A 22,196-nucleotide genomic window follows, 5' to 3' on the forward strand; every position below is an offset into this window, starting at 1 on the left:
GGCACATGACCGTTCCGGTCCCGCATGGCGGGGCGCACTCACCGCGGCTGTGGGCGATCGTCGGAGCCACAGGCACGGGTAAGAGCGACCTCGCTCTCGACCTCGCCGAGACCCTCCGCCAGCGCGGCAACCTCGCCGAGATCGTCAACGCGGATGCCATGCAGCTCTACCGGGGTATGGACATCGGAACGGCGAAGCTCGCTCCGGGCGAGCGTCGAGGTATCCCGCACCACCTCTTCGACGTCCGAGAACTCGACGAAGAGGCCGCGGTCGCCTGGTACCAGTCTCTTGCGCGCGCGGCCGTGACCGACATCCAGGGGCGCGGCGGCGATGCGATCCTCGTCGGCGGCTCCGGCTTGTATGTGTCGAGCGTCGTCTTCGACTTCGCCTTCCCCCCGCGCGACCCGGTGATCCGCGAGCGTCTCGAGAGCGAGCTCGCCGCTGATGGAGTCGGTGCGCTGCTCGAGCGGCTGCGCTACCTCGATCCGGCGACGGCGTCGAAAGTCGACCCCAAGAACAGTCGGCGCGTCATCCGTGCGCTGGAGGTCCTCGAGCAGGGGAGCACCACGCACGGTGCGGCGCTCCCCGAGAAGCCCTCGCTCTGGCAGCCCGACACACGCCTGATCGGTCTGCACGTCGACCGTGGGACGCTGGTCGACAGGCTCGACGCGAGAGTCGACCGCATGTGGGAGGCCGGGCTCGTCGACGAGGTGCGGGGGCTCCGCGAGCACGGACTCGAACGGGGCGTGACGGCCCAGCGAGCGATCGGCTACGCTCAGGCGCTCGGCGAGCTCGACGGACGGCTCTCCCGCGCCGAAGCGATCGCCGAGACGCAGGCGCTCACCCGTCGATACGCCCGTCGTCAGGTCTCCTGGTTCAAGCGGTACCCGGAACTGACCTGGCATGAACCGCCTGTCGACGCCGCCTCGCTCCTCGAACCGTGATGCGGATGTGCGTCGCGACCTGATGTCGGTGGTCGATGGGAAGCTGAGTACATGGCCACCCACTTCTACACCGCAAGCAGCCTCGACGGATTCATCGCGACTGATGAGCATTCTCTCGACTGGCTCCTGAAGCAGGACATCGACCAAGACGGTCCGATGTCGTACGCCGCCTTCGAGAAGACGATCGGCGCGCTCGCGATGGGAGCATCGACGTACGAGTGGGTCATGCGGCATGAAGAGGGGCGTTGGGGGTATGCCCAGCCGACGTGGGTGTTCTCGCACCGGACACTCGAGGTCCCCGAGGGGGCGGACATCCGCGTGACCCAGGGCAACGTGGCCGACGTCCACTCCGACATGCTCGATGCGGCGGCCGGCAAGGATCTGTGGGTCGTCGGTGGGGGAGACCTGGCAGGGCAGTTCGCAGATGCAGGCCTGCTCGACGAGGTGTGGGTGCAGTACGCACCGGTGACGCTGGGATCCGGGGCGCCGCTGCTGCCGAGGTCTCTCGACCTCGAACTCCTCGACGTCGCGCGCAACCGCAACTTCATGTGCGGTCGGTATCGGGTGGTTCGTGACTGATCCGGCGCCGATTCTAGACTGGGGGCATGGAGTGGGCAGTACGGGCGTTCGAGCGCGCCGACACGGAATCGGTGGTCGCGCTTTGGGATGAAGCGGGCCTGACCCGACCGTGGAACGACCCTCGGCTCGACATCGAACGCAAGCTCACGGTGCAGCCCGAGCTCTTCCTCGTCGTCGAGGAGTCGGAGGGAAGGGGCTCGGAGCGAGAGTCCGACGAGCGGCTGATCGTCGGCTCCGTCATGGCCGGGTATGACGGCCACCGCGGGTGGCTCTACTATCTGGCCACAGCGGCATCGCATCGCCAGCGTGGGGTCGCCCGATCGCTCGTCCGAGAGGCTGAGCGTCGACTTCTCGCGATGGGATGCCCGAAGGTGCAGCTCATGGTCAGAGAGGGGAACGACGCGGTGCTGGGCTTCTACGACGCGCTCGGTTATGAGCGGTTCTCCGTGTCGAACACGGGCAAGCGTCTGATCGTCGACGCATAGCGGAGATCTCTAGACTGGTCGAATGGTCGCATTCACCAAAGGTCACGGCACCGGCAACGATTTCGTCATCATCGCCGATCCCGACGGGGCTCTCGATCTGAGTGCCGAGCAGGTCGCCGTGCTGTGCGACCGACACTTCGGCATCGGCGCCGACGGCATCCTTCGTGTCGTGCGCTCCGCCGCGATCGCCGAGGGACAGGCCGCGCTCGCTGAGGAACCCGATGCCGAGTGGTTCATGGACTACCGGAACGCCGACGGGTCGATCGCCGAGATGTGCGGCAACGGGATCCGGGTGTTCGCGCACTACCTCGTGCGCTCCGGCCTCGCGACCATCGAACCGGGATCCACACTGCCGATCGGAACCCGCGCAGGCGTCCGCGACGTCACGCGGAGCGAGACCGGGTACCAGGTCGATCTCGGCCTCTGGAAGCTCTCGGGCGACGATCCGCTCGTCACTACCGACGGCCTTGCGGTGACGCGGCCCGGACTCGGAATCGACGTCGGGAATCCCCACGTGGTGGTCGCTCTCGCATCCGAGGCCGAACTCGCCTCGTTGGAACTCCACCGTGCCCCCGCGCTCGATCCGGTGCTTCCGGCGGGAGCCAACGTCGAGTTCGTCGTCCCGGGGGAGCCGCTCGTGCGTGACGGAATCGGTCACGTCACCATGCGCGTGTCCGAGCGTGGAGTCGGCGAGACGCTCAGCTGCGGCACCGGTGTGGCAGCCACGGCTCTGGCCGTCCGTCACTGGGCAGGCGAGAAGGCTCCCCACAACTGGCGCGTCGAGGTGCCGGGCGGCACTCTCGGCGTGCGTATGTTCCCTGCGGAGGACGGTGAGCACGTCGCTCTGTCCGGACCCGCTCAGCTGGTGTTCAGCGGCGAGGTCGACCTGATCTGATGCGTTCGATCGAGCCCGTCGACCTGGTCATCTTCGACTGCGACGGCGTTCTCGTCGACAGCGAGCGCCTCTCGATCGAGGTGGATCGCCGGGTCCTCGCCGACCTCGGGTGGACTCTCTCGCGGGAAGAGATCCTGCATCGCTTCGTCGGCCGTTCCTCCGCGCACTTCCGCTCCGAGATCGAAGCGCATCTCGGGCGGTCGCTCGCGGATGACTGGGAGACGCCCTACCAGCCCTGGTACGTCGACGCGTTCGAGCGCGAACTCACGCCAGTGCCCGGTATCGAGGCTGCGCTCGATGAGCTCTCGGTGACGACGTGCGTCGCATCGAGCGGGGCGCATTCGAAGATCCGACGGACACTGGGGTTGACCGGACTGCTCCCACGTTTCGCGGGGCGGATATTCAGCGCCGATGACGTCGAGAACGGCAAGCCGGCCCCGGATCTCTTCCTGCATGCGGCCGACCGTCTCGGAATCGTGCCGGATCGCTGCGCGGTGGTCGAGGACAGCCGCTTCGGAGTCCAGGCGGCTCGTGCTGCCGGGATGCGGGTATTCGGCTACGCCGGGGGCCTCACTCCGGCTGAGTGGCTGGAACGCGAAGGAGCGACCGTATTCACGGACATGCGCGGACTGCCCTCCCTGCTGGGGTGGTGAGCAGCGCGGGATCCGATCTCAGACGAGTGTGATGGGCTCGGTCGGAGGGGTGCCGTGCTTGCGGACCTTCAGCACCCGGTATCCCTTGGCGGTCGTCGTGCGGTAGACGCTGAAGCCGGGCTGGAACGTCGCGCCGATCCAGCGCTGCAGCGAATCCGCGCCCAGATTGCGCTGCACGACGAGCCAGGCGTCGCTGCGCTCATCGAGGCGGGGAATCCACTTCTCGAGGAGCCCGTGCAGCTCGTTCTTGCCCACGCGGATCGGCGGGTTGGAGCGGATGGAGCGGAACGTCACGTCGGAGGGAACATCCTGGGGCAGGGATGCGTTGACATTCTTGAGACGGAGAGCTGCTGCGTTGCGCCGAACCAGGTCGAGGGCTCGTTCGTTCACGTCCACGGCCCACACGGTCGCGTGCGGCGCGGCGATAGCCATCGAGAGGGTGATCGGGCCCCACCCGCTTCCGAGGTCGAGAAGATGGCCTCCCGGCGGAACGGGAGGCATGTTCGAGAGAAGGACGGCAGTACCGGCATCCAGCCGATCCGGGCTGAAGACGCCACCAGCGGTGGTGAGGTCCAGCTCACGGCCTGCGAGCGTCACACGGATCGATCGCAGGTTCTCGGGGCTTGCCGGGGCCGCGGTGAAGTAATGGTCGGACCCCATACCGTGAGCGTAGCGGACAGCGCGGGCTAAGGTTAAGGCTCGCAACAAAACCCAGAGATCAGGGACGGATGACGGAGACCACGACACACTCCACAGGTGACGAAGCAGTCGATCGCGTGCTCGCGAATGCGGAGAAGCGCACAGAGGCGCGCGTGTTCGGCGCTGCACAGGCGCTGCAGGACCGCGCCACGGCGTCGCACGCCTCATCGGACGGCGACCAGTGGGATCTCGAGGACCGTCATGCGCTGCGGCGCGTCGGCGGCCTCTCCACCGAGCTCGAAGACGTCACAGAGGTCGAGTACCGGCAGCTGCGGCTCGAGAACGTGGTGCTCGTGGGCGTCTACCCGCAGGGTGCGCAGGAGGATGCCGAGAACTCGCTCCGCGAGCTCGCAGCCCTCGCCGAGACCGCAGGTGCGGTCGTGCTCGACGGCGTGCTGCAGCGCCGCCCGCACCCGGACGCCGCGACCTATATCGGACGCGGCAAGGCCCAGGAGCTCAAGGACATCGTCGCCGCCACCGGCGCCGACACGGTGATCGCCGACACCGAACTCGCGCCCAGCCAACGGCGTGCGCTCGAAGACGTCGTCAAGGTCAAGGTCATCGACCGGACCACCGTGATCCTCGACATCTTCAGCCAGCACGCCAAGAGCCGTGAGGGCAAGGCGCAGGTCGAGCTCGCGCAGCTCGAGTACCTGTTGCCGCGTCTGCGCGGCTGGGGTGACTCGATGAGCCGTCAGGCGGGTGGTCAGGTCGGTGCCGGCGGTGCAGGTATGGGCTCACGTGGCCCCGGTGAGACGAAGATCGAAATCGATCGACGTCGGATCCGCACGAAGATGGCGCTGCTTCGCCGCCAGATCCGTGACTTCGGTCCGGCGCGTGAGGCGAAGCGCGCTGAACGCAAGCGCAACACGATCCCGTCCGTCGCGATCGCGGGGTACACCAACGCGGGCAAGTCGAGTCTGCTCAACGCGCTCACCAGCGCCGGTGTGCTCGTCGAGAACGCTCTGTTCGCGACGCTGGATGCGACGGTGCGGCGTTCGGAGACCTCCGACGGTCGCGTCTACACCCTCACCGACACGGTCGGCTTCGTGCGCAATCTGCCGCATCAGCTCGTCGAGGCGTTCCGGTCGACGCTCGAAGAGGTCGGCGATGCGGATGTCGTGCTGCACGTGGTCGACGGCGCGCACCCCGATCCCGCGGGTCAGCTGCAGACCGTGCGCGACGTGATGGGCGACGTGGGCGTGCGAGACATGCCTGAGATCGTCGTGTTCAACAAGGCCGATCTCATCGATGACAGCGAGCGGCTCGTGCTTCGGGGGCTCGAGCCCAAGGCTCATTTCGTCTCGTCGCGGTCAGGCGAGGGGGTCGACGAACTGCGAGCGGCCATCGAGGAGGCCCTGCCCAAGCCCGCGGTCGAGGTGCACGCGGTCGTCCCGTACGACCGGGGAGACCTTGTCGCCGCGATCCACGAGACCGGAATGCTTCTGTCGGTCGACCACCGCGAGGAGGGCACGGCCGTGCATGCGCGCGTGTCCGAGCGACTCGCTGCCGACCTCGCGCCCTTCGCAGCCGACGCCTGACGACGGATTCAGCGCGCGAGGAACCGCGCTTCGACCGTGGCGGAGATGACGATCTCGTCGGGTTCGTACTCCATCGACGAACCCCCGGCGTCGGCGGACGCGAGTGCGGCCCCGCGGGCCTTCGCCATGCCGGAGAACGGCTGAGCGGGTGTCGGAGCGATCAGTCCGACGTCGGCGATCTCGACGGGAACGACCTCGCCCAGCCCGAGGGCTGTGGCGTAGGCCTGTGCGCGTGCCACGGCCACGCCGACCGCCTCCGCTGCGACCTCGCGCTCGAGGCGCGCGTTCGTCTCAGGCGTGAGATGCCAATTCACCCAGCCGACCTCGACACCGTCCCAGGGAGAGACGTCCGACACCCAGAGCGACAGCTCGGATGTGTCGGCGAATGTCGCGGTCAGATCGATGCTCGCGTAGTAGACCGGAGCGAGTCGCTTGCCCTCGTTGTTCCACGGACGCTCGGCTCGCACCGAGAGCCGGGTGCTCGTCCAGTCGATCACGGTGCCCGAGTCCTTGCGCGCGGTGATGGTGTCGCGAACCGGCTCGGTGAGGCGCATCACCTGGTCGACCACGGAGGAACGCTCCGGCCCCTCTGCACGCACGCTCACGCGGATGGTGGCGCGCTCGGGCGCGACGCGCGCTTCGTGCTCGCCGCGGACGGTGACGGTGACTTCGCTCATGGGGCGACTCTACGCCAGCCGCATGGACAGGCGAGGAATGGCGGAGACGGTGCGAACGTTGTAGTCTGTGATGCTCGGGTACTCCGGTTCCCGAGTTGGAAATTCCACAGTGTGACAGCGGCTCCTTCGAGAGAAGGACCACGGGGCTGATCGGTTTCGACAGCGCCTGTGAATCCACGAGAAGCGGGCCGAGGATGCAGAGTTATCTCGTAAACGCTCTCTGCAAAAAAATAGTTGCCGAAACCAAGCGCAACGACTTCGCCCTCGCTGCATAAGCGAGCCCGATAGTCCGTCAGGCCGTATGTGATTCCGATACGGATCCTGGCGTCATTTAGGAATCTTGCTGCGTGATGGCGTCTGGACGTCACGTGGGACTCTTCCCAGGCTGGGCTCGTCGACTTAGGTGTCTGTGACAAAGGTCGGAGCCGAGCAGAACGTCTGCACAGACTGCGCCCGGAGAAGGCGTGGAGACTCAGCGTTGGACGGGGGTTCGATTCCCCCCAGCTCCACCAGGTCGCTGTCACGAGAGAGAACCCCGAGGTGGGCGCACACGCGCCGACCTCGGGGTTCTCTCATGTCCGGCGCAGCCCTGATACGTCGAAAGCGTCAGCGGCGGGCGAGGTCGTCGAGGGCCTTCTGCGCTGTCCGCAATTCGTTCTCGGTCTCGCGCACCCGCGTCGCGAGTCCGTGCTGCTCGCTCTCCGCGCGCTGCACGTCAACGTGAGCCCGCTTCGCGTCGCTCCGGACCGCCGCCAATTCGGCTTGCAGGTCGCGCTCGCGCCGATCGAGTTCTTCGACCCGCAGCGATGCGCCCCGCAGAGCGCGATCCGCCGAGGCGGCCTCCCGCACTGCGCGTTCGTGCGCCGTGTCTGCCTCTCGCAGCGCGCGCTCGGCGTCGCGACGTTCACGGCGTGCCTTGACCTCATCGGGAGGCGTGGTCGTGGTCTTCGGCGTGGACGGCTGCCCGCCGCCGACGAGGCTGTCCGCGATGTCAGCGAAGTCTCCTGAGGGCTCCAGCTCACGGATGAGTCGCCCGGAAGCGACGGCCGCAGCCGCAGCCGGGTCGAAGAAGGCCGCAGTGATCGTCAGTTCGACTGCGTCACGGGTCGAGGACGTGACCCGGGCACCGCCTGCTTGAGCCAGCTCGACTGCGCCGGCCGCAAGTCGGCTCGTGAGGGCGCGTCGGTCTCGTCCGAGTTGCGAGAGCGCCTTCGCGTCGAGATCCGCTTGCGCCTCGCGGAGCTCTTCGGCGAGTTGCAGCGCCTCACTGAGCTGCTCGGCGCGCTCCTGCGCGAAGACGTTGACGACCCAGGCCGCCGTCGAGGGTTTCTTCAGGGCCCGGATCTGAGCGGCCACGGCAGGGTCTGCGGCCCGGGCGGCGTGAGCGTTGCGTCCCGACACGAAGTCCGCCGGAGGTGCGGCGTAGAGCTCCACCGCGATGTCAGCGAGGGAGGGCTCCATGCGAGCGACGATACACCGCGTCGGATACGTGCACCGGAGCGCTCGCGTGTCCTCCTCGCCCGCGGCGTCAGCCAGTATTCTGGGCGGATGGCGACGCTGTTCTACGGAGCATCCGATGTTCCGATCCATATCGACGACCGTGCGCTCGCGCACCTGAAGATCGTCATCGCGACGAAGCTCCGCAGGCAGGAGAGCTTCACCCTCTCCTGGCGTCACCCCGACGGTGAGCCCGGCGGCCGATCCACGATCTGGATCCACCCGTCCATCCCGCTCCGGTTCACCTTCGATGAGCCGGAGCAGCCTCAGCTGAACGCGAGATGGATCGAAGACCTCATGCAGTCGGTCAACTCCACGGGCGGAATCCAGCTGATCGACGAGGTCATCGACGCGCCCACGCCATGATCGCGCGGCGACGCGATCAGCAGCGGTTCGCCGGAGATCGGGCGGGTCCTGCTCAGCCGGCCCATTCGATCAGGATCAATCCCTGCCGGGTGTCGGCGAACTTCACCCAGCCGTCGCCGAAGAGGTAGGTCATGCCGTACCCGTCGTCATCGGTACCCATCGAGTACTGGGGGTTCTCGGTGATGTAGATGCCGTCAGGGCCGTCTTCACGCGTCCACCCCTCTTTCAGCAGCGAGGACTGCGCGCTGCTCGCATCCTCAGCGGAGATCTCGGACCACCCGTAGAGCTGCCCGTGATCGGAGGCGACGGTGTAGTCGGCCCAGAAGCAGAGCAGTCCGTCGGTGAGGGTCACATCACCGATGACGAACTCCTTCTCCTCGAAGGTCCACCCCTCGTCCGTGAGGACCTTCACCGTGCCCGCCGACACGATGGTGTCGCACGTCGGTGCCACCGGTGTCGCGGGAGGCTGCGTCGCAACGGGCTCAGCGGTCGCCGTGGGGGACGGCTTCGGTGCGGCCGGCGTCGGGCTCGACTCCGTCTCCGGGGCGCCCGCGCAGGACGTCAGCGCTGCGGTCAGCAGCAGGGCCGCGAATGCGGCGGAGGATCTGCGGTTCATGATCGGGGCCTTCCTCAGCCGTGGAGCAGCTCGAGCAGTGCGCTGTGGAGCACGCCGTTGCTCGCGAGTGTCGAGCGGTCCGAGATCGTCTCGGTGCCGTCGAAACCGGTGAAGCGGCCTCCGGCTTCACGCACGATCGGCACGGCGGCTGCGACGTCGTATTCCTTGACGCCGAACTCGGCGACCATGTCGATGCGCCCCTCGGCGAGCAGCATGTATGCGTAGATGTCGCCGTATGCTCGATCACGCCACACGCGGTCGGCGAGCTTCAGGAGCTGCTCGAGGTGGCCGGACTCGGCCCACTGGGTGATGCTCTGGAAGCTCACGCTGGCGTCGTCGAGCGACGACACGGCGGATGCCCGGATGCGGCGGGGCTCGGCATCCGTCGCCGTCCACGCCCCTGCCCCTGCAGCCGCCCACCAGCGACGGCCGAGCGCCGGCATGCTGACGACCCCGACCTGCGGGACGCCGTCGATGGCGAGTGCGATCATGGTGCCCCACAGGGGCACCCCGCGGAGGAAGTTCGCCGTGCCGTCGATGGGGTCGATGATCCACTGGCGATGGGTGCTGCCCTGTGCGCCGAACTCCTCGCCGGAGATCCCGTCGTCTGGGCGCTCCGAGGCGAGGATCTCGCGGATCGCCCGCTCGGTGGCGAGGTCGGCGTCGGTGACGTGCGAGTGGTCGGCCTTGGTCGAGACCTCGAGATCGGGGCTGTCGAAACGGGGCAACGACTGCGCATCTGCGGCATCGGCGAGTCGAAGGGCCAGTTCGAGGTCGCGAGCGAGTTCTTCGGCGCTGGGGGAGGCGGTCACGCTCTTAGGATAACCGCCCGCGATGAGGCCTCAGAGAAGGGCGGACACGGGGCGACACGCGCGGCGGACGCGATGTGTCCGCCTCGATTTCGCACCGGCGCCATCGGCTGGTAATGTAATTCCTCGGCCGGGGGTTTCCCGGGCCACGCACCTCTAGCTCAATCGGCAGAGCAACTGACTCTTAATCAGTGGGTTCTCGGTTCAAGTCCGAGGGGGTGCACGGATCAGCCTCGACGACTCTCGCCAGTCATCGGGGCTTTTTCGCATCCGCGGCGATGCCGCCGAGATCGGTATCCGTGCGCTAGCTTGATGCAAACGCTAAGGGGATGGCGATGCGGATACTGGTGGCGAGGTTCGTCGTCGTGGCGGTCGCGGCCGCCGTCGGGATGGGGCTCAGCGGCTGTTCTGCGGCCGCAGAGAAGACCGTCGATTACACGACGTCGTCCGTGAGCCTCGCGCCCGGCGAATCTCTCGTGGTCGACTTCGGCGAGGTGAATCACACGGTCGGTGACGAATGGGTGATCACCCAGGAGCCCGACCCGTCCGTCCTGGGGCCGGGAGACGAGCGCTCCCGCTACCTCGGAGAGGATGGCGAAGCGGGCGCTCCGAGCGAGCTTTCGTATCGCTTCGCTCCCGTCGGCACCGGCACGACGGTGATCCGGTTCGAATACGAGTTCCGAGGCTCGGTGCCTGAGGACGTGAATGATCGGGAGACCGCGGAGATCACCGTCACCGTGAAGTAGCCGATTCAGGCGACGGGGATGACCTCGCCGCCGGTGAGCAGTCTCAGGCTGTCGAACGTCAGCGGCATGACCGTGTGCGGGTGGCCTGCGGCGGCCCAGATGACGTCGTGCTCCCTGAGGTCTTCGTCGATGTAGGTGCGCAATCGCGACGGGTGGCCCACCGGCGCGACACCGCCGATCGCCTGTCCCGTTGCCTCGCGGACGACGGATGCCGGGGCCATGGCGACAGTGGCTGCGCCGATGCTTCGGGCGAGAGCCCCGAGATCCGCTCTGTGGCCTCCGCTTGTCATGACGAGTACCGGTGACCCGTCGGCCACGAAGACGAGACTGTTCGCGATCGCTGCGACGTCGCATCCGATCGCGGCTGCGGCTTCGGGAGCCGTGCGGGCGGAGTCGGGGAGGACGCGGATCTCTGCCTCGACGCCCGAGTCCGCAAGGTGCCGCTGGACGAGTCTGCTGCGTTCGGGGAGGTCGCTCATGGCCCCACGGTACCGAACGCAGCAGACTCGCGGATCAGGCGGCGTCGCCGAGCAGGATCGCTTCGGCGTCTTTGATCGCGGCATCCTCGGGCTCATCGTCGATGTGCGAGAGGACCTTCCGGCCGAGGAAGACCGTGAGGGCCGCGATGAGGACGGCGACCGCCGCGACGACGTAGGGGATCGTGGCGTTGAATGCGTGCCAGAGGGCTGCGGCGAGGGGCGGAGCGATCGCGCCGCCGAGGAATCGCACCGAGGAGTATGCCGACGATGCGACCGAGCGAGGCAGGTCGGTGGCTTCCATGACCGCTTCCGTGAGGACGGTGTTCATGATGCCGAGGAGCAGCCCGCCGATGACGATGCAGACGACGAGGGCGGTCGCGGATTCGACCAGGAACCCGGCGACGATCAGATCGACCGCGAGCAACGGCAGCACGGCGAGGATGACGCTCGTACGCGACATCCGACGCATCAGCAGCGGAGCGATCCACACGCTGGTGATGGCGAGAGCCAGGCCCCATCCGAAGAACGTGAATCCGATGCCCATCGCGCCGAAGCCGAGCGGGAACGGAGAGAAGGCCAGGAGGATGAAGAACCCGATGTTGTAGAAGAACGCGGCGATCGCGAGGATCGCCAGCGCGGGGCGACCGAGAGCCTTGAAGGGAGCCGAGAACGGCACGGGGGAGCGCTTCTCACCCGGACCGCGCAGAAGCACGAGGACCGCGAGGAAGGCGATCGCCATCAGTACCACCACGCCGAAGAAGGGCGCACGCCAGCTCTGCTCGCCGAGGAGACCGCCGAGGAGCGGACCGATGGCGATGCCGAGGCCGAGGGCGGCCTCATAGAGGATGATCGCGGCAGAGCTGCCGCCCGACGCTGCCCCGACGATGGTGGCGAGGGCTGTGGAGATGAACAGGGCGTTGCCGAGCCCCCAGCCGGCGCGGAATCCGATCACGGCATCGACGCTGCCGCTGAGCGCGCAGAACAGAGCGAACACCACGATGAGCGCGAGCCCGATCAACAGCGTCTTCTTCGCCCCGATGCGCGATGAGATCCAGCTGGTGACGAGCATGGCGAGTCCGGTGACCGCGAGGTAGCTCGTGAACAGCAGTTCCGTCTCGAACGGGCTCGCCTGGAGCGACTCGGCGATGGCGGGAAGGATCGGATCGACCAGACCGATGCCCATGAAGGCGACGACGCACGCGAAGGCGACGGCCCACACTTGTGCCGGCTGTTTCCACACTGTGGTGGTGGGGGTGCTCACTCTGATGCTCCTGTCGAGTCGTTTTCTGTGTGCGCTGCGAGGATCTCCGCAGCGCGGGTGAGGATGCTCCACTCGTCATCGTCGAGGCCGGCGAAGCGGGGAGTCAGGATGTCGCGGAACTCCGCGCGCCAGGCCTTGAGCGCTGCGGAGCCGTCTGCGGTGATCGCCACGGCGATCGCTCGCGAATCCTCCGCGACGGGGGAGCGGAGCACGAGGCTCTCGCGCTCCAGGTTGCCGATCAACCGGGTCATGCCCGGCTGCGTGGTGCGCGCGGCGGCGGCGAGCTCGCCCACTCTCTTCGGACCCGACTGCTCGAGCAGATTCAACACCCGCCACTGCGCGGCGGGTGCGTCGTTTCCGGCATCCTGGGCGGCTATCCGCCCCAGGGCGTACCCGGAGAGTACGAGTGAGGGGATGACATCCTGACGTTGCATACCATCAAGTATATACCTGTTGGTATGTAGTGTCGTCGTCAGCGCCGGGCGCCGGCGATCCGTGCGGAGAGCTGGTGCGCGTGGGCCAGGAGAGTCCTCCCGAGGTCCGCGATCCGGTCGGGGCCGAATCGGAAGCCGACGCCCGTCAGGCTCAGCGCCCACTCGGGGCGGCCCGACCGGTCGAACACCGCCGCCCCCAGTCCCCAGCTGCCTTCGACGATGAGGCCGGGGTTGACGGCGTACCCTCGCTCTTTGGTCTCGGCGAGGCGGGCGCGCAGCGGTCGCTCCCCGTGGGGGCGACCCCAGGTGGCCTCGAGGTCCGGATGTCTCTCCAGATAGGCGTCCACATCGTGGTCAGGAAGGAAGGAGAGGATCGCGAGGCCGGCGCTCGCGACTCCGAGAGGGAACCGCACCCCCTCACTCAGGACGAAAGAGCGTATGGGGAACGAGCCCTCTTCGCGCAGCAGGCAGACGGTCTCATCCGCGCGTCGCACGGAGAGGAACGCACTCTCCTCGGTCTTGACCGCGAGTGAGCGCACGAGATCGCGGGCCAGTGCTGTCACGTCGTATCGCGCGGCTGCCACGGTGCCCATCAGGAAGAGTTCCGGCCCCGGCATCCACTTCGTGCTCTCGGCGTCGCGGTCGACGAGGCCCTCCGCTCGCAGTGCCGACAGGAGTCGATGGGCCGTCGATCGTGACAGATCCGCAGAACGGGCGAGGTCTTGCAGCGAGGCGCCGTCGGGGCCGCTCGCGGTCACCAGCCTCAGGAGCGAGGCGGCCCGCGCGATGGCCTGGGCGCCGGGGATGCTACGGGGGGCGGATTCCATAATGTGGACGCTATGTCGTGAAGCGTCCACATCGCAAGAGTTGCCTTCCGATGAGGGTCCGTGCGGGCGGATGCTGGAGCCAGGCACGTCTTCGAAGGGGCACTCGTGATCGACAAACAGTGGGCATCGGCAGCTGAGGCTGTCGCGGACATCGCGGACGGATCGTCCCTGGCTGTGGGCGGGTTCGGGCTCTCCGGCAACCCGATCGCCCTGATCGAGGCACTCCTTGCGCAGGGGACGCGCGACCTCAGCATCGTGAGCAACAACTGCGGAGTGGATGACTGGGGGCTGGGGGTTCTGCTCGCTGCCCGCCGCATCCGGAAGATGACGTCGTCGTACGTCGGCGAGAACAAGGAGTTCGAACGTCAGTTCCTGTCGGGGGAGCTCGAGCTGGAGCTCACGCCCCAGGGGACGCTGGCCGAGAAGCTCCGAGCCGGCGGATCGGGGATCGCCGCCTTCTTCACGCAGACCGGAGTGGGCACGCAGGTCGCCGAGGGCGGGCTTCCCCGACGCTACAACCCGGACGGCACGATCGCCGTGGCATCCCCTCCGAAAGACGTGCGGACCTTCGAGACCGACGGAGAGCCGCGTGACTACGTGCTCGAAGAGGCGATCACGACCGATTTCGCGCTCGTGCACGCTCTGGCCGGTGACAGGCACGGCAACCTCATCTTCAACAAGGCCGCCAGGAACTTCAACCCTCTGGCCGCCATGGCCGGACGGATCTGCATCGCGCAGGTCGAGCAGATGGTCGAACCCGGCGAGCTGGACCCGGATCGCGTGCACCTTCCGGGCGTCTTCGTGCACCGGATCGTCGAGGTGGGTGGCGACATCCCGAAGCGCATCGAGCGGCGCACGGTCGCAGCGGAAGGAGCCTGAGATGGCACTCACACGTGACGAGATGGCGGCCCGTGCGGCCGCCGAACTGCAGGACGGGTTGTACGTCAACCTCGGGATCGGACTGCCGACGCTCGTGCCGAATCACGTGCCGCCCGGTGTGACGGTGGTGCTCCAGTCGGAGAACGGGATCCTGGGTGTGGGGCCGTATCCTCACGAGGATGCCGTGGACCCCGACCTCATCAACGCGGGCAAGGAGACCGTCACCGTCCTTCCCGGAGCGGCGTTCTTCGATTCGGCGCTGAGCTTCGGGATGATCCGCGGCGGCAAGATCGACGCCGCGATCCTCGGGGCCATGCAGGTGTCGGCGGCGGGCGACCTCGCGAACTGGATGATCCCGGGGAAGATGGTGAAAGGTCCCGGAGGCGCGATGGACCTCGTGCACGGCGCGGCCCGCGTGATCGTGCTCATGGAGCACGTGGCCAAGGACGGCTCGGCGAAGATCGTCGATGAGTGCTCCCTTCCGCTCACCGGGAGAGGAGTGGTGGATCGGATCATCACCGACATCGCGGTGATCGACGTCACGCCGGAAGGGCTGGTGCTCGTCGAGCTCGCACCGGGCGTGACCGTGGAGCAGGTCGTGGCAGCCACCGAACCGCCGCTCATCATCGCCGACGCGCTGCATCAGAGCTGAACGACAGGACAGGAACAGACATGACCGCACACGATCACAACGACCGCGAGGATGTCGTCATCGTCGCCGCCGCCCGCACTCCGCAGGGGCGGCTGAAGGGACAGCTCGCGAGCTTCACGGCGCCGCAGCTGGGCGCGTTCGCGATCCGCGGCGCCCTCGAGCAGGGGGGCGTCGACCCGGCCGATGTCGACGCGGTGATCGTCGGTCAGGTCCTCGCCGCGGGCTCGGGGCAGAACGCCGCACGCCAGGCGGCGATCGGTGCGGGGATCGGCTGGGAGGTGCCCGCTCACTCAGTGAACAAGGTCTGCCTCTCGGGGCTCACAGCGATCATCGACGCCGCAAGGATGATCCGCACGGGCGACGCGGAGGTCGTCGTCGCCGCAGGGATGGAGTCCATGACCCGCGCCCCTCACCTGCTGATGGGCTCTCGCGACGGCTGGACCTACGGATCCGTCGAGGTGATCGACCACATGGCCTACGACGGCCTCACCGACGCGTACGACCGGGAGAGCATGGGTGCGTCCACGGAGCGCCACAACGCTCGGTACGAGCTGACCAGAGAGGCGCAGGATGCCGTGGCGGCGCTGTCTCACCAGCGGGCGGCTGCCGCGCAGACGGCCGGGGTGTTCGACGACGAGATCGTTGCGGTCTCGGTGCCCCAGCGCAGGGGCGAAGACCTCAGGGTGACGGCCGACGAGGGGATCCGACCTGACACGACGGTGGAATCACTGGGTGGGCTTCGCGCGGCGTTCGCCGAGGGAGGATCGATCACCGCGGGGAACTCGTCGCAGATCTCGGACGGCGCCTCGGCGGTCGTCGTCACGACCCGCGAGGTCGCCGAGACCAAAGGCTGGCCGGTGCTGGTGACCATCGGGGCGAGCGGTCAGACGGCGGGGCCGGACAACTCGTTGCAGGCGCAGCCCGCGCGAGCCATCGAACGCGCGTGCGAGAAACAGGGGATCACCCTTGCAGATCTGGACCTCGTCGAGATCAACGAGGCATTCGGTGCAGTGGTGGCGCGGTCGCAGGTCGAACTGGGGTTGTCGAGCGAGATCGTCAACATCCATGGCGGTGGCATCGCGATCGGTCACCCGATCGGAGCATCCGGCACCCGTCTCGTGGTCCACATGGCACACGAACTCGCGCGCCGGGGCGGGGGCACGGCGGCGGTCGGGCTGTGCGGTGGTGGCGGCCAGGGCGAGGCGCTGATTCTCACCCGCTGATCGCCGCGTCGGCGTCAGCGCTTCGAGGGCGTGAAGTCCCGGGGGTTCTTCTTCGCTTCTTTCTCGAAGGCCTTCTGCTGCTTCGCATAAACGGGGGAGTCGGGCGACACCGGGCGTCCTTGTCTGGCGCGCCGAGTGTCGATGACGGCGCCGATGGCGAGGGCGAGGCTGATGCCCCAGCTCAGCCACGCGAGGGCGGATCGCCAGGTGATCTTCGTCTCGCGGGAACCGCGGAGCAGGGTGACCCCGGTCATGATCGCGCCGATGAGTCCGGTACCCGAGAGGTAGTTCATGCCTTCACGCTACCCGGCATCGGCCGTGCCGCGCCCAGCCTTGACAACCCGGTGCGGGTTCTGTCAGGCGCAGACATGGTGAGAGTCACGCGCCGCGCACGCCCGTCAGACCGCGTCACGCACGACGGTTCCGCAGATGCCCAGGCGTCGCCTGAGCCGGCGCGGTATCATGGGGGTGTCGCGGCTGGTCCGCGGCCGCAATCCGTGTATCTACCGGCCGCCGGCTTTCCGGCGGACAGCGGCGGCACCCGACCCGGCGTCCTCTGGGCGCGCGAGAGCCATGACGCACGCAACGACACCCGCACCTCAGCACCATCCCCAGAGTCCGACGCCGGAGGGGCCAGGTCTCCTCCGCATCGCGGGTCTGCCCTACTTCCTCATCGCCTTCGTCGCCCGGCTCCCGTTCGCGATGATGGTCGTCGGCGTCCTCACGGTGGTCGTCTCGGCGCGAGGCTCCCTCTCGCTCGGAGGACTCACCTCCGCAGCCGTCGGCCTCGGAACAGCCTGCTTCGGGCCCCTGCTCGGTGCGGCGGCCGACCGCTTCGGACAGCGCACCGTCCTCCTGATCCTCGCGATCGCGAACGGCGCGATGCTCGTGCTGTTCACCGTCGTCGTCTACGCGGGTGCCGCTGATGCGCTCGTCCTCATCTCCGCCTTCGGCATCGGGGCCACCGCGCCTCAGGTCGCACCCATGTCGCGCTCCCGGCTCGTGACGATGATCACCGATCGGATGCCCGAGGCCGTGCGCAGCCGCACGCTGTCGGGAACGATGGCCTACGAATCCGCGGCCGATGAGACCGTGTTCGTCTTCGGACCCTTCATCGTGGGCATCCTGGCCTCCGCCCTGTCACCGTGGGCTCCTCTCGTGGGCGCAGCCGTGCTCACCGTCGTGTTCGTCGGCGCGTTCGCGCTGCATCCGAGCGCGCGGGTCGTCTCCGTACACCGAGACGGAGACGGTCGCGCACCGTCGTCGGTCTCCGAGCTGTTCACGCCGAAGGTCCTGATCGTCGTCGTCGGCATCCTCGGTGTGGGGATCTTCTTCGGCACGATGCTGACCTCGCTGACGTCGTTCATGGCCGACCGCGGCGCCCCCGAGCAGGCAGGCCTGCTGTACGGGGTGATGGGCGTCGGATCTGCGATCCTCGCGCTCGGCGTCGCGTGGCTTCCGGCGAGGTTCTCGCTGCGGGCGCGGTGGCTGGTGTTCTCCGGCATCCTGCTCTCCGGCAGCGTGCTGCTCCTGTTCGTCGACTCGCCGGCCATGATGATGGTGGCGCTGGCGATCATGGGCATCGGCATCGGGCCGACCCTCGTCACCCAGTACAGCTTCGGCGCGGCGCGCAGCCCGCTCGGGCGCTCGGCGACAGTGATGACGATGCTCGGCTCGGGCATCGTCGTGGGACAGTCGCTCGGCGCGGCCGTCGCCGGAGAGCTCGCCGAGAACGTCGGGACGGGCAGCGCTCTGATCCTTCCGATCATCGCCGCGGCAGTAGCGTTCGCCGCGGGGCTTGTCAACTGGCGACTGAGCATCCCCGGACGTCGCGTAGCCTCGAACTGAGCCTCTGTAGCCTGAGGAGCACCACCACTGCAGCGTCAGGAGCCCCCACCCATGTCAGACGCAGATTTCGTCGTCGTCGCCAATCGACTTCCCGTCGACCGCGTCGTGGGACCCGATGGCGGCGAGGAGTGGCGCACGTCGCCCGGCGGTCTGGTCGCCGCCCTCGAGCCCATGATGCGCAGCGCGCGCGGTGCCTGGGTCGGGTGGCCCGGGCAGCCGGATGTCGAACTCGACCCGTTCGAGATCAACGGCATCGATCTCGTTCCGGTGCCGCTCAGCGCCGAAGAGGTGGCCGACTACTACGAGGGCTTCGCCAACGACACGATCTGGCCGCTGTACCACGACGTGATCGCGCCGCCGCAGTACCACCGCGAGTGGTGGGAGGCGTACGTCAAGGTGAACCGACGCTTCGCCGAGGCCGCCGCGGCGGTCGCGGCGCCGAACGGCACGGTGTGGGTGCACGACTACCAGCTGCAGCTGGTTCCTCAGATGATCCGCGAGCTGCGGTCGGATGTGACGATCGGTTACTTCCACCACATCCCGTTCCCCGCACACGGACTGTACGCGCAGCTGCCGTGGCGCGATCAGGTGCTCCGAGGACTCCTGGGCGCCGACGTCATCGGATTCCAGCGCGCGCAGGATGCCACGTACTTCCTGACCGCCGTGCGCCGTCGGCTGCGTCATGACGTCAAGGGCTCGGCGGTCACGATCCCGACCGACGACGGCGGCACCCGCACCGCGGTGGCGCGCGCCTTCCCGATCTCGATCGACACGGCGCCGTACCTCGAGCTCGCTGCCCGCCCCGATGTGCGCGCGCGGGCGGCCGAGATCAGAGAGAGCCTCGGCAACCCGAAGAAGATCCTGCTCGGGGTCGACCGACTCGACTACACCAAGGGGATCCGGCATCGGATCAAGGCGTACGGCGAGCTGCTCGAGGACGGTCAGCTCAGCGTCGAGGACGTCACGTTCGTCCAGGTCGCGAGCCCCAGCCGTGAGCGCGTCGACGCGTATGTGCACCTCCGTGACGAGATCGAACTCGCCGTCGGGCGCATCAACGGCGACCACGACACGATGGGCCACACGGCGATCCGATACCTGCACCAGGGATACCCGCGCGAGGAGATGGTCGCGCTGTACCTCGCCGCCGACGTCATGCTCGTCACCGCGCTTCGCGACGGCATGAATCTCGTCGCGAAGGAGTACGTCGCCACTCGCGCCGACAACCGTGGAGTGCTCGTGCTGAGCGAGTTCACCGGCGCGGCGGACGAGCTGCGCCAGGCCGTGAGGGTGAATCCGCACGACATCGCCGGCCTGAAGGACGCCATCATGACGGCCGTGTCGATGACGCCTTCGGAGCAGGGGAAGCGGATGCGGTCGCTCCGACGCCGCGTGCTCGAGAACGACGTGAACGCGTGGTCGTCGTCGTTCCTCCGTGCCCTCGACGAGGTCCGCAAGCGCTGATCACGGCGGTCATACTGGGAGGGAACCCGCCTCGATTGGAGACCCTGTGACCCGCACCTGGACCCCCGGAACCGCTGACGCGGCGCTGAGCGCCATCGCCGCGACCCCGAGACTTGTCGTCGCCCTCGACTTCGACGGCACGGCGTCGCCGCTCGTTCCGGACCCCATGGCCGCGCGCGCCCTTCCCGAGGTCGCGGCTCAGGTCGCCCGCCTCGCGGCTCTTCCCGACACGGTCGTCGCGTACGTCTCAGGTCGGAGCATGCACGATCTCCGCGAGATCACCGAGCACACCGACGACTCGCCCATCGCCCTGGCCGGTTCGCACGGGGCCCAGTACTGGTACCCCGGAATCGGGGATGCGGACGCCACCGGAGCCGACACGGCCGAGGGCGACCGCGAAGAACTGTGGGCGGCGGCACGCCCGATCATCGATCGTCACGAGGGTGCGGAGTTCGAGCCGAAGACCTTCGGAATGGGCGTGCACACCCGCACGGCCACGCGCGAGGTCGAGAAGGAGGTCTTCGCCGAGATCGACGCTCTCGTGGCCGAGCGCTTCCCGCATTGGCGCCGCCGCGCAGGGCACCGCGTTCTCGAGTTCTCATCGAGGAACGAAGGCAAGGATGCGGCTATGGCTGCTCTTCGCGAGCACTTCGATGCGACCGGCATCCTGTTCGCCGGCGACGACGTCACGGATGAGGACGCGATGCGTGTTCTCGGCGACGACGATCTCGGGGTCCGAGTGGGCCCGGGGGAGAGCGCCGCCGTACTCCGTGTGGAGAATCCACAAGAGATGGCTCAGCTTCTGGAGGCGCTCGCGGACGAGCGCACCTCTCAGCGGGAATAGACTTCCGTCATGTCCTCGCATGATCCCTCCAGCAGCGCGCCCATCGACATCAAGCCCCGCAGCCGCGTCGTCACCGACGGCATCGAGGCTACGACCTCCCGAGGCATGCTCCGTGCCGTCGGCATGGGCGACGCAGACTGGGACAAGCCCCAGATCGGTATCGCGTCCAGCTGGAACGAGATCACGCCCTGCAACCTGAGCCTCGACCGCCTGGCGCAGGGCGCCAAGGAGGGCGTGCACTCGGGTGGCGGCTATCCGCTGCAGTTCGGCACGATCTCCGTCTCCGACGGCATCTCGATGGGTCACGAGGGGATGCACTTCTCTCTCGTGTCGCGCGAGGTCATCGCCGACTCGGTCGAGACCGTGATGATGGCTGAGCGCCTCGACGGATCCGTGCTGCTCGCCGGGTGCGACAAGTCGATCCCCGGAATGCTGATGGCCAGCGCGCGACTCGACCTGTCGAGCGTGTTCCTCTACGCCGGCTCCATCGCGCCGGGGTGGGTCAAGCTGTCGGACGGCACCGAGAAGGACGTCACGATCATCGACTCGTTCGAGGCGGTCGGCGCGTGCCGCGCCGGCCTCATGAGCGAAGAGGACCTCAAGCGCATCGAGTGCGCGATCGCTCCGGGCGAGGGCGCCTGTGGCGGCATGTACACCGCGAACACCATGGCGTCCGTCGCCGAGGCGCTCGGTCTGAGTCTTCCGGGCTCGGCCGCTCCGCCCGCAGCGGATCGTCGTCGCGACTACTTCGCGCACCGTTCGGGTGAGGCCGTCGTCAACCTGCTCCGTCAGGGCATCACGACGCGCGACATCCTGACCAAGGAGGCGTTCGAGAACGCGATCGCGCTCGCGATGGCGCTCGGCGGCTCGACGAACGTCGTGCTGCACCTCCTCGCCATCGCCCGTGAGGCCGATGTCGAGCTGAGCCTGCACGACTTCAACCGCATCGGCGACAAGGTCCCGCACGTCGCGGACATGAAGCCCTTCGGCAAGTACGTGATGAACGACGTCGACCGCCACGGCGGCATCCCGGTCATCATGAAGGCGATGCTCGACGAGGGCCTGCTGCACGGAGACGCGCTCACCGTGACCGGCAAGACGCTCGCCGAGAACCTCGCTGACCTCGACCCGCAGCCGATCGACGGCGAGGTCATCCACACGTTCGACAACCCGATCCACGCCACCGGCGGCCTGACGATCCTGCACGGATCGCTCGCCCCCGAGGGCGCCGTCGTGAAGACCGCGGGGTTCGACGCCGCTGTCTTCGAGGGCCCTGCCCGTGTGTTCGAGCGCGAGCGCGCGGCCATGGATGCGGTCGCCAACGGCGAGATCGAGGCCGGCACGGTCATCGTCATCCGCTACGAGGGCCCGAAGGGCGGACCCGGTATGCGCGAGATGCTCGCCATCACCGCGGCCATCAAGGGCGCGGGGCTCGGAAAAGATGTACTACTCTTGACTGACGGACGATTCTCAGGCGGCACAACCGGCCTGTGCATCGGCCACATAGCACCCGAAGCGGTGGACGCAGGTCCTATCGCCTTCGTGCGCGATGGTGATCTGATACGGGTCGATATCGCAGCTCGCTCTCTCGACCTACTCGTCGACGAGGCGGAGCTCGCCTCCCGCCGCTCTGGCTGGGAGCCGCTACCCCCGCGCTATACCCGTGGCGTTCTTGCCAAGTACTCGCGTCTCGTGCGGTCCGCCGCCGAGGGCGCGACGACCGGCTGATCAGCGTCGGCTCCGGCCCCGGCCTCCGACGTCGCCAACAGACCATCAGAAGG

The 22,196-nt window shown here is 67.9% G+C and carries 25 protein-coding genes, 1 tRNA gene and 1 other RNA gene; 17 read left to right on the forward strand and 10 right to left on the reverse strand.

Annotation, left to right across the window (positions count from 1 at the left end; genetic code table 11):
• The first annotated feature begins 5 nt into the window (after positions 1-5).
• Genes miaA through JOF42_RS10080 form a run of 5 tightly spaced genes read left to right on the forward strand, consistent with a single transcriptional unit; the run spans position 6 to position 3,556 of the window.
• Positions 6-944 (forward strand): tRNA (adenosine(37)-N6)-dimethylallyltransferase MiaA, encoded by a 939-nt coding sequence (gene miaA / locus JOF42_RS10060; protein ID WP_210097730.1) that lies wholly within the window; start codon positions 6-8, stop codon positions 942-944.
• Positions 945-995: 51 nt separating this feature from the next.
• Positions 996-1,523, forward strand: a complete 528-nt coding sequence (locus JOF42_RS10065) for a dihydrofolate reductase family protein (RefSeq protein WP_210097731.1) — start codon at positions 996-998, stop codon at positions 1,521-1,523.
• A 26-nt stretch (positions 1,524-1,549) separates the two neighbouring features.
• Positions 1,550-2,008 (forward strand): GNAT family acetyltransferase, encoded by a 459-nt coding sequence (locus JOF42_RS10070; protein WP_210097732.1) that lies wholly within the window; start codon positions 1,550-1,552, stop codon positions 2,006-2,008.
• A gap of 22 nt (positions 2,009-2,030) precedes the next feature.
• The gene (gene dapF, locus JOF42_RS10075; protein ID WP_210097733.1) at positions 2,031-2,903 is read left to right on the forward strand and encodes a diaminopimelate epimerase; all 873 of its coding nucleotides are present in this window, start codon (positions 2,031-2,033) and stop codon (positions 2,901-2,903) included.
• Positions 2,903-3,556, forward strand: a complete 654-nt coding sequence (locus JOF42_RS10080) for an HAD family hydrolase (RefSeq protein ID WP_210097734.1) — start codon at positions 2,903-2,905, stop codon at positions 3,554-3,556. The genes dapF and JOF42_RS10080 overlap by 1 nt, the downstream gene beginning before the upstream one ends.
• Before the next feature lie 18 nt (positions 3,557-3,574).
• Here the strand turns inward: JOF42_RS10080 and JOF42_RS10085 are convergent, their stop codons facing one another.
• Entirely contained in the window at positions 3,575-4,216 is a 642-nt protein-coding gene (locus JOF42_RS10085) for a class I SAM-dependent methyltransferase (protein ID WP_210097735.1), read from the reverse strand.
• A 68-nt stretch (positions 4,217-4,284) separates the two neighbouring features.
• On the opposite strand from JOF42_RS10085, the gene hflX reads away from it, so the two are divergent.
• Positions 4,285-5,796, forward strand: a complete 1,512-nt coding sequence (gene hflX / locus JOF42_RS10090; RefSeq protein WP_210097736.1) for a GTPase HflX — start codon at positions 4,285-4,287, stop codon at positions 5,794-5,796.
• Positions 5,797-5,804: 8 nt separating this feature from the next.
• Here hflX and JOF42_RS10095 read toward each other — a convergent pair whose 3' ends face one another.
• Complete coding sequence (locus JOF42_RS10095; protein ID WP_210097737.1) at positions 5,805-6,473, reverse strand: SIMPL domain-containing protein; 669 nt, start codon at positions 6,471-6,473, stop codon at positions 5,805-5,807.
• Between the two features lie 142 nt (positions 6,474-6,615).
• Between JOF42_RS10095 and ssrA the strand changes: the two genes are divergently transcribed.
• Positions 6,616-6,985: a transfer-messenger RNA gene (ssrA, locus tag JOF42_RS10100) on the forward strand.
• 94 nt (positions 6,986-7,079) lie between these two features.
• Here ssrA and JOF42_RS10105 read toward each other — a convergent pair.
• Positions 7,080-7,934, reverse strand: coding sequence for a transposase (locus tag JOF42_RS10105; RefSeq protein ID WP_210097738.1), 855 nt, complete (start codon positions 7,932-7,934; stop codon positions 7,080-7,082).
• 87 nt (positions 7,935-8,021) lie between these two features.
• Between JOF42_RS10105 and JOF42_RS10110 the strand changes: the two genes are divergently transcribed.
• Positions 8,022-8,336 carry a DUF7882 family protein gene (locus JOF42_RS10110; RefSeq protein ID WP_210097739.1) on the forward strand — a complete coding sequence of 105 codons (315 nt, stop codon included), beginning with the start codon at positions 8,022-8,024 and terminating at the stop codon, positions 8,334-8,336.
• A 52-nt stretch (positions 8,337-8,388) separates the two neighbouring features.
• Here JOF42_RS10110 and JOF42_RS10115 read toward each other — a convergent pair whose 3' ends face one another.
• Entirely contained in the window at positions 8,389-8,952 is a 564-nt protein-coding gene (locus JOF42_RS10115; RefSeq protein ID WP_210097740.1) for a hypothetical protein, read from the reverse strand.
• A gap of 14 nt (positions 8,953-8,966) precedes the next feature.
• The gene (gene hisN / locus JOF42_RS10120; protein ID WP_210097741.1) at positions 8,967-9,764 is read right to left on the reverse strand and encodes a histidinol-phosphatase; all 798 of its coding nucleotides are present in this window, start codon (positions 9,762-9,764) and stop codon (positions 8,967-8,969) included.
• A gap of 147 nt (positions 9,765-9,911) precedes the next feature.
• On the opposite strand from hisN, the gene JOF42_RS10125 reads away from it, so the two are divergent.
• Both JOF42_RS10125 and JOF42_RS10130 read left to right on the forward strand, forming a co-directional pair.
• A tRNA-Lys gene (locus JOF42_RS10125) sits at positions 9,912-9,984 on the forward strand.
• Positions 9,985-10,090: 106 nt separating this feature from the next.
• Positions 10,091-10,507: a hypothetical protein gene (locus JOF42_RS10130; protein WP_210097742.1), complete on the forward strand. Its 417-nt coding sequence runs from the start codon at positions 10,091-10,093 to the stop codon at positions 10,505-10,507.
• Between the two features lie 5 nt (positions 10,508-10,512).
• On the opposite strand, the gene JOF42_RS10135 is transcribed toward JOF42_RS10130, so the two are convergent.
• Genes JOF42_RS10135 through JOF42_RS10150 form a run of 4 tightly spaced genes read right to left on the reverse strand, consistent with a single transcriptional unit; the run spans position 10,513 to position 13,508 of the window.
• Positions 10,513-10,986, reverse strand: coding sequence for a YbaK/EbsC family protein (locus JOF42_RS10135; protein ID WP_210097743.1), 474 nt, complete (start codon positions 10,984-10,986; stop codon positions 10,513-10,515).
• 34 nt (positions 10,987-11,020) lie between these two features.
• Positions 11,021-12,247: an MFS transporter gene (locus tag JOF42_RS10140; RefSeq protein WP_210097744.1), complete on the reverse strand. Its 1,227-nt coding sequence runs from the start codon at positions 12,245-12,247 to the stop codon at positions 11,021-11,023.
• Positions 12,244-12,681 carry a MarR family winged helix-turn-helix transcriptional regulator gene (locus tag JOF42_RS10145; protein WP_210097745.1) on the reverse strand — a complete coding sequence of 146 codons (438 nt, stop codon included), beginning with the start codon at positions 12,679-12,681 and terminating at the stop codon, positions 12,244-12,246. Before JOF42_RS10145 ends, JOF42_RS10140 begins: the two co-directional genes overlap by 4 nt.
• A gap of 38 nt (positions 12,682-12,719) precedes the next feature.
• Entirely contained in the window at positions 12,720-13,508 is a 789-nt protein-coding gene (locus tag JOF42_RS10150) for an IclR family transcriptional regulator (RefSeq protein WP_210097746.1), read from the reverse strand.
• A gap of 105 nt (positions 13,509-13,613) precedes the next feature.
• On the opposite strand from JOF42_RS10150, the gene JOF42_RS10155 reads away from it, so the two are divergent.
• From JOF42_RS10155 to JOF42_RS10165, 3 genes are read left to right on the forward strand one after another with little or no spacing between them, the layout of a single operon-like run.
• Positions 13,614-14,387: a CoA transferase subunit A gene (locus JOF42_RS10155; protein WP_210097747.1), complete on the forward strand. Its 774-nt coding sequence runs from the start codon at positions 13,614-13,616 to the stop codon at positions 14,385-14,387.
• Position 14,388: 1 nt separating this feature from the next.
• Positions 14,389-15,039: a CoA transferase subunit B gene (locus JOF42_RS10160; RefSeq protein ID WP_210097748.1), complete on the forward strand. Its 651-nt coding sequence runs from the start codon at positions 14,389-14,391 to the stop codon at positions 15,037-15,039.
• A 20-nt stretch (positions 15,040-15,059) separates the two neighbouring features.
• Complete coding sequence (locus JOF42_RS10165) at positions 15,060-16,262, forward strand: acetyl-CoA C-acetyltransferase (RefSeq protein ID WP_210097749.1); 1,203 nt, start codon at positions 15,060-15,062, stop codon at positions 16,260-16,262.
• A 14-nt stretch (positions 16,263-16,276) separates the two neighbouring features.
• Here JOF42_RS10165 and JOF42_RS10170 read toward each other — a convergent pair whose 3' ends face one another.
• Positions 16,277-16,555: a hypothetical protein gene (locus JOF42_RS10170; RefSeq protein WP_210097750.1), complete on the reverse strand. Its 279-nt coding sequence runs from the start codon at positions 16,553-16,555 to the stop codon at positions 16,277-16,279.
• Positions 16,556-16,835: 280 nt separating this feature from the next.
• Between JOF42_RS10170 and JOF42_RS10175 the strand changes: the two genes are divergently transcribed.
• From JOF42_RS10175 to ilvD, 4 genes are read left to right on the forward strand one after another with little or no spacing between them, the layout of a single operon-like run.
• Positions 16,836-18,110 carry an MFS transporter gene (locus JOF42_RS10175; protein ID WP_210097751.1) on the forward strand — a complete coding sequence of 425 codons (1,275 nt, stop codon included), beginning with the start codon at positions 16,836-16,838 and terminating at the stop codon, positions 18,108-18,110.
• A 51-nt stretch (positions 18,111-18,161) separates the two neighbouring features.
• Positions 18,162-19,571 carry an alpha,alpha-trehalose-phosphate synthase (UDP-forming) gene (locus JOF42_RS10180; protein WP_210097752.1) on the forward strand — a complete coding sequence of 470 codons (1,410 nt, stop codon included), beginning with the start codon at positions 18,162-18,164 and terminating at the stop codon, positions 19,569-19,571.
• 46 nt (positions 19,572-19,617) lie between these two features.
• Positions 19,618-20,415: a trehalose-phosphatase gene (gene otsB / locus JOF42_RS10185; protein ID WP_210097753.1), complete on the forward strand. Its 798-nt coding sequence runs from the start codon at positions 19,618-19,620 to the stop codon at positions 20,413-20,415.
• 9 nt (positions 20,416-20,424) lie between these two features.
• A complete protein-coding gene (gene ilvD / locus JOF42_RS10190) occupies positions 20,425-22,143 on the forward strand; it encodes a dihydroxy-acid dehydratase (protein WP_210097754.1) in 1,719 nt (572 codons plus the stop codon).
• The last annotated feature ends 53 nt before the right edge of the window (positions 22,144-22,196 follow it).

This window comes from Microbacterium phyllosphaerae (genome assembly GCF_017876435.1).
Lineage (GTDB): Bacteria > Actinomycetota > Actinomycetes > Actinomycetales > Microbacteriaceae > Microbacterium > Microbacterium phyllosphaerae.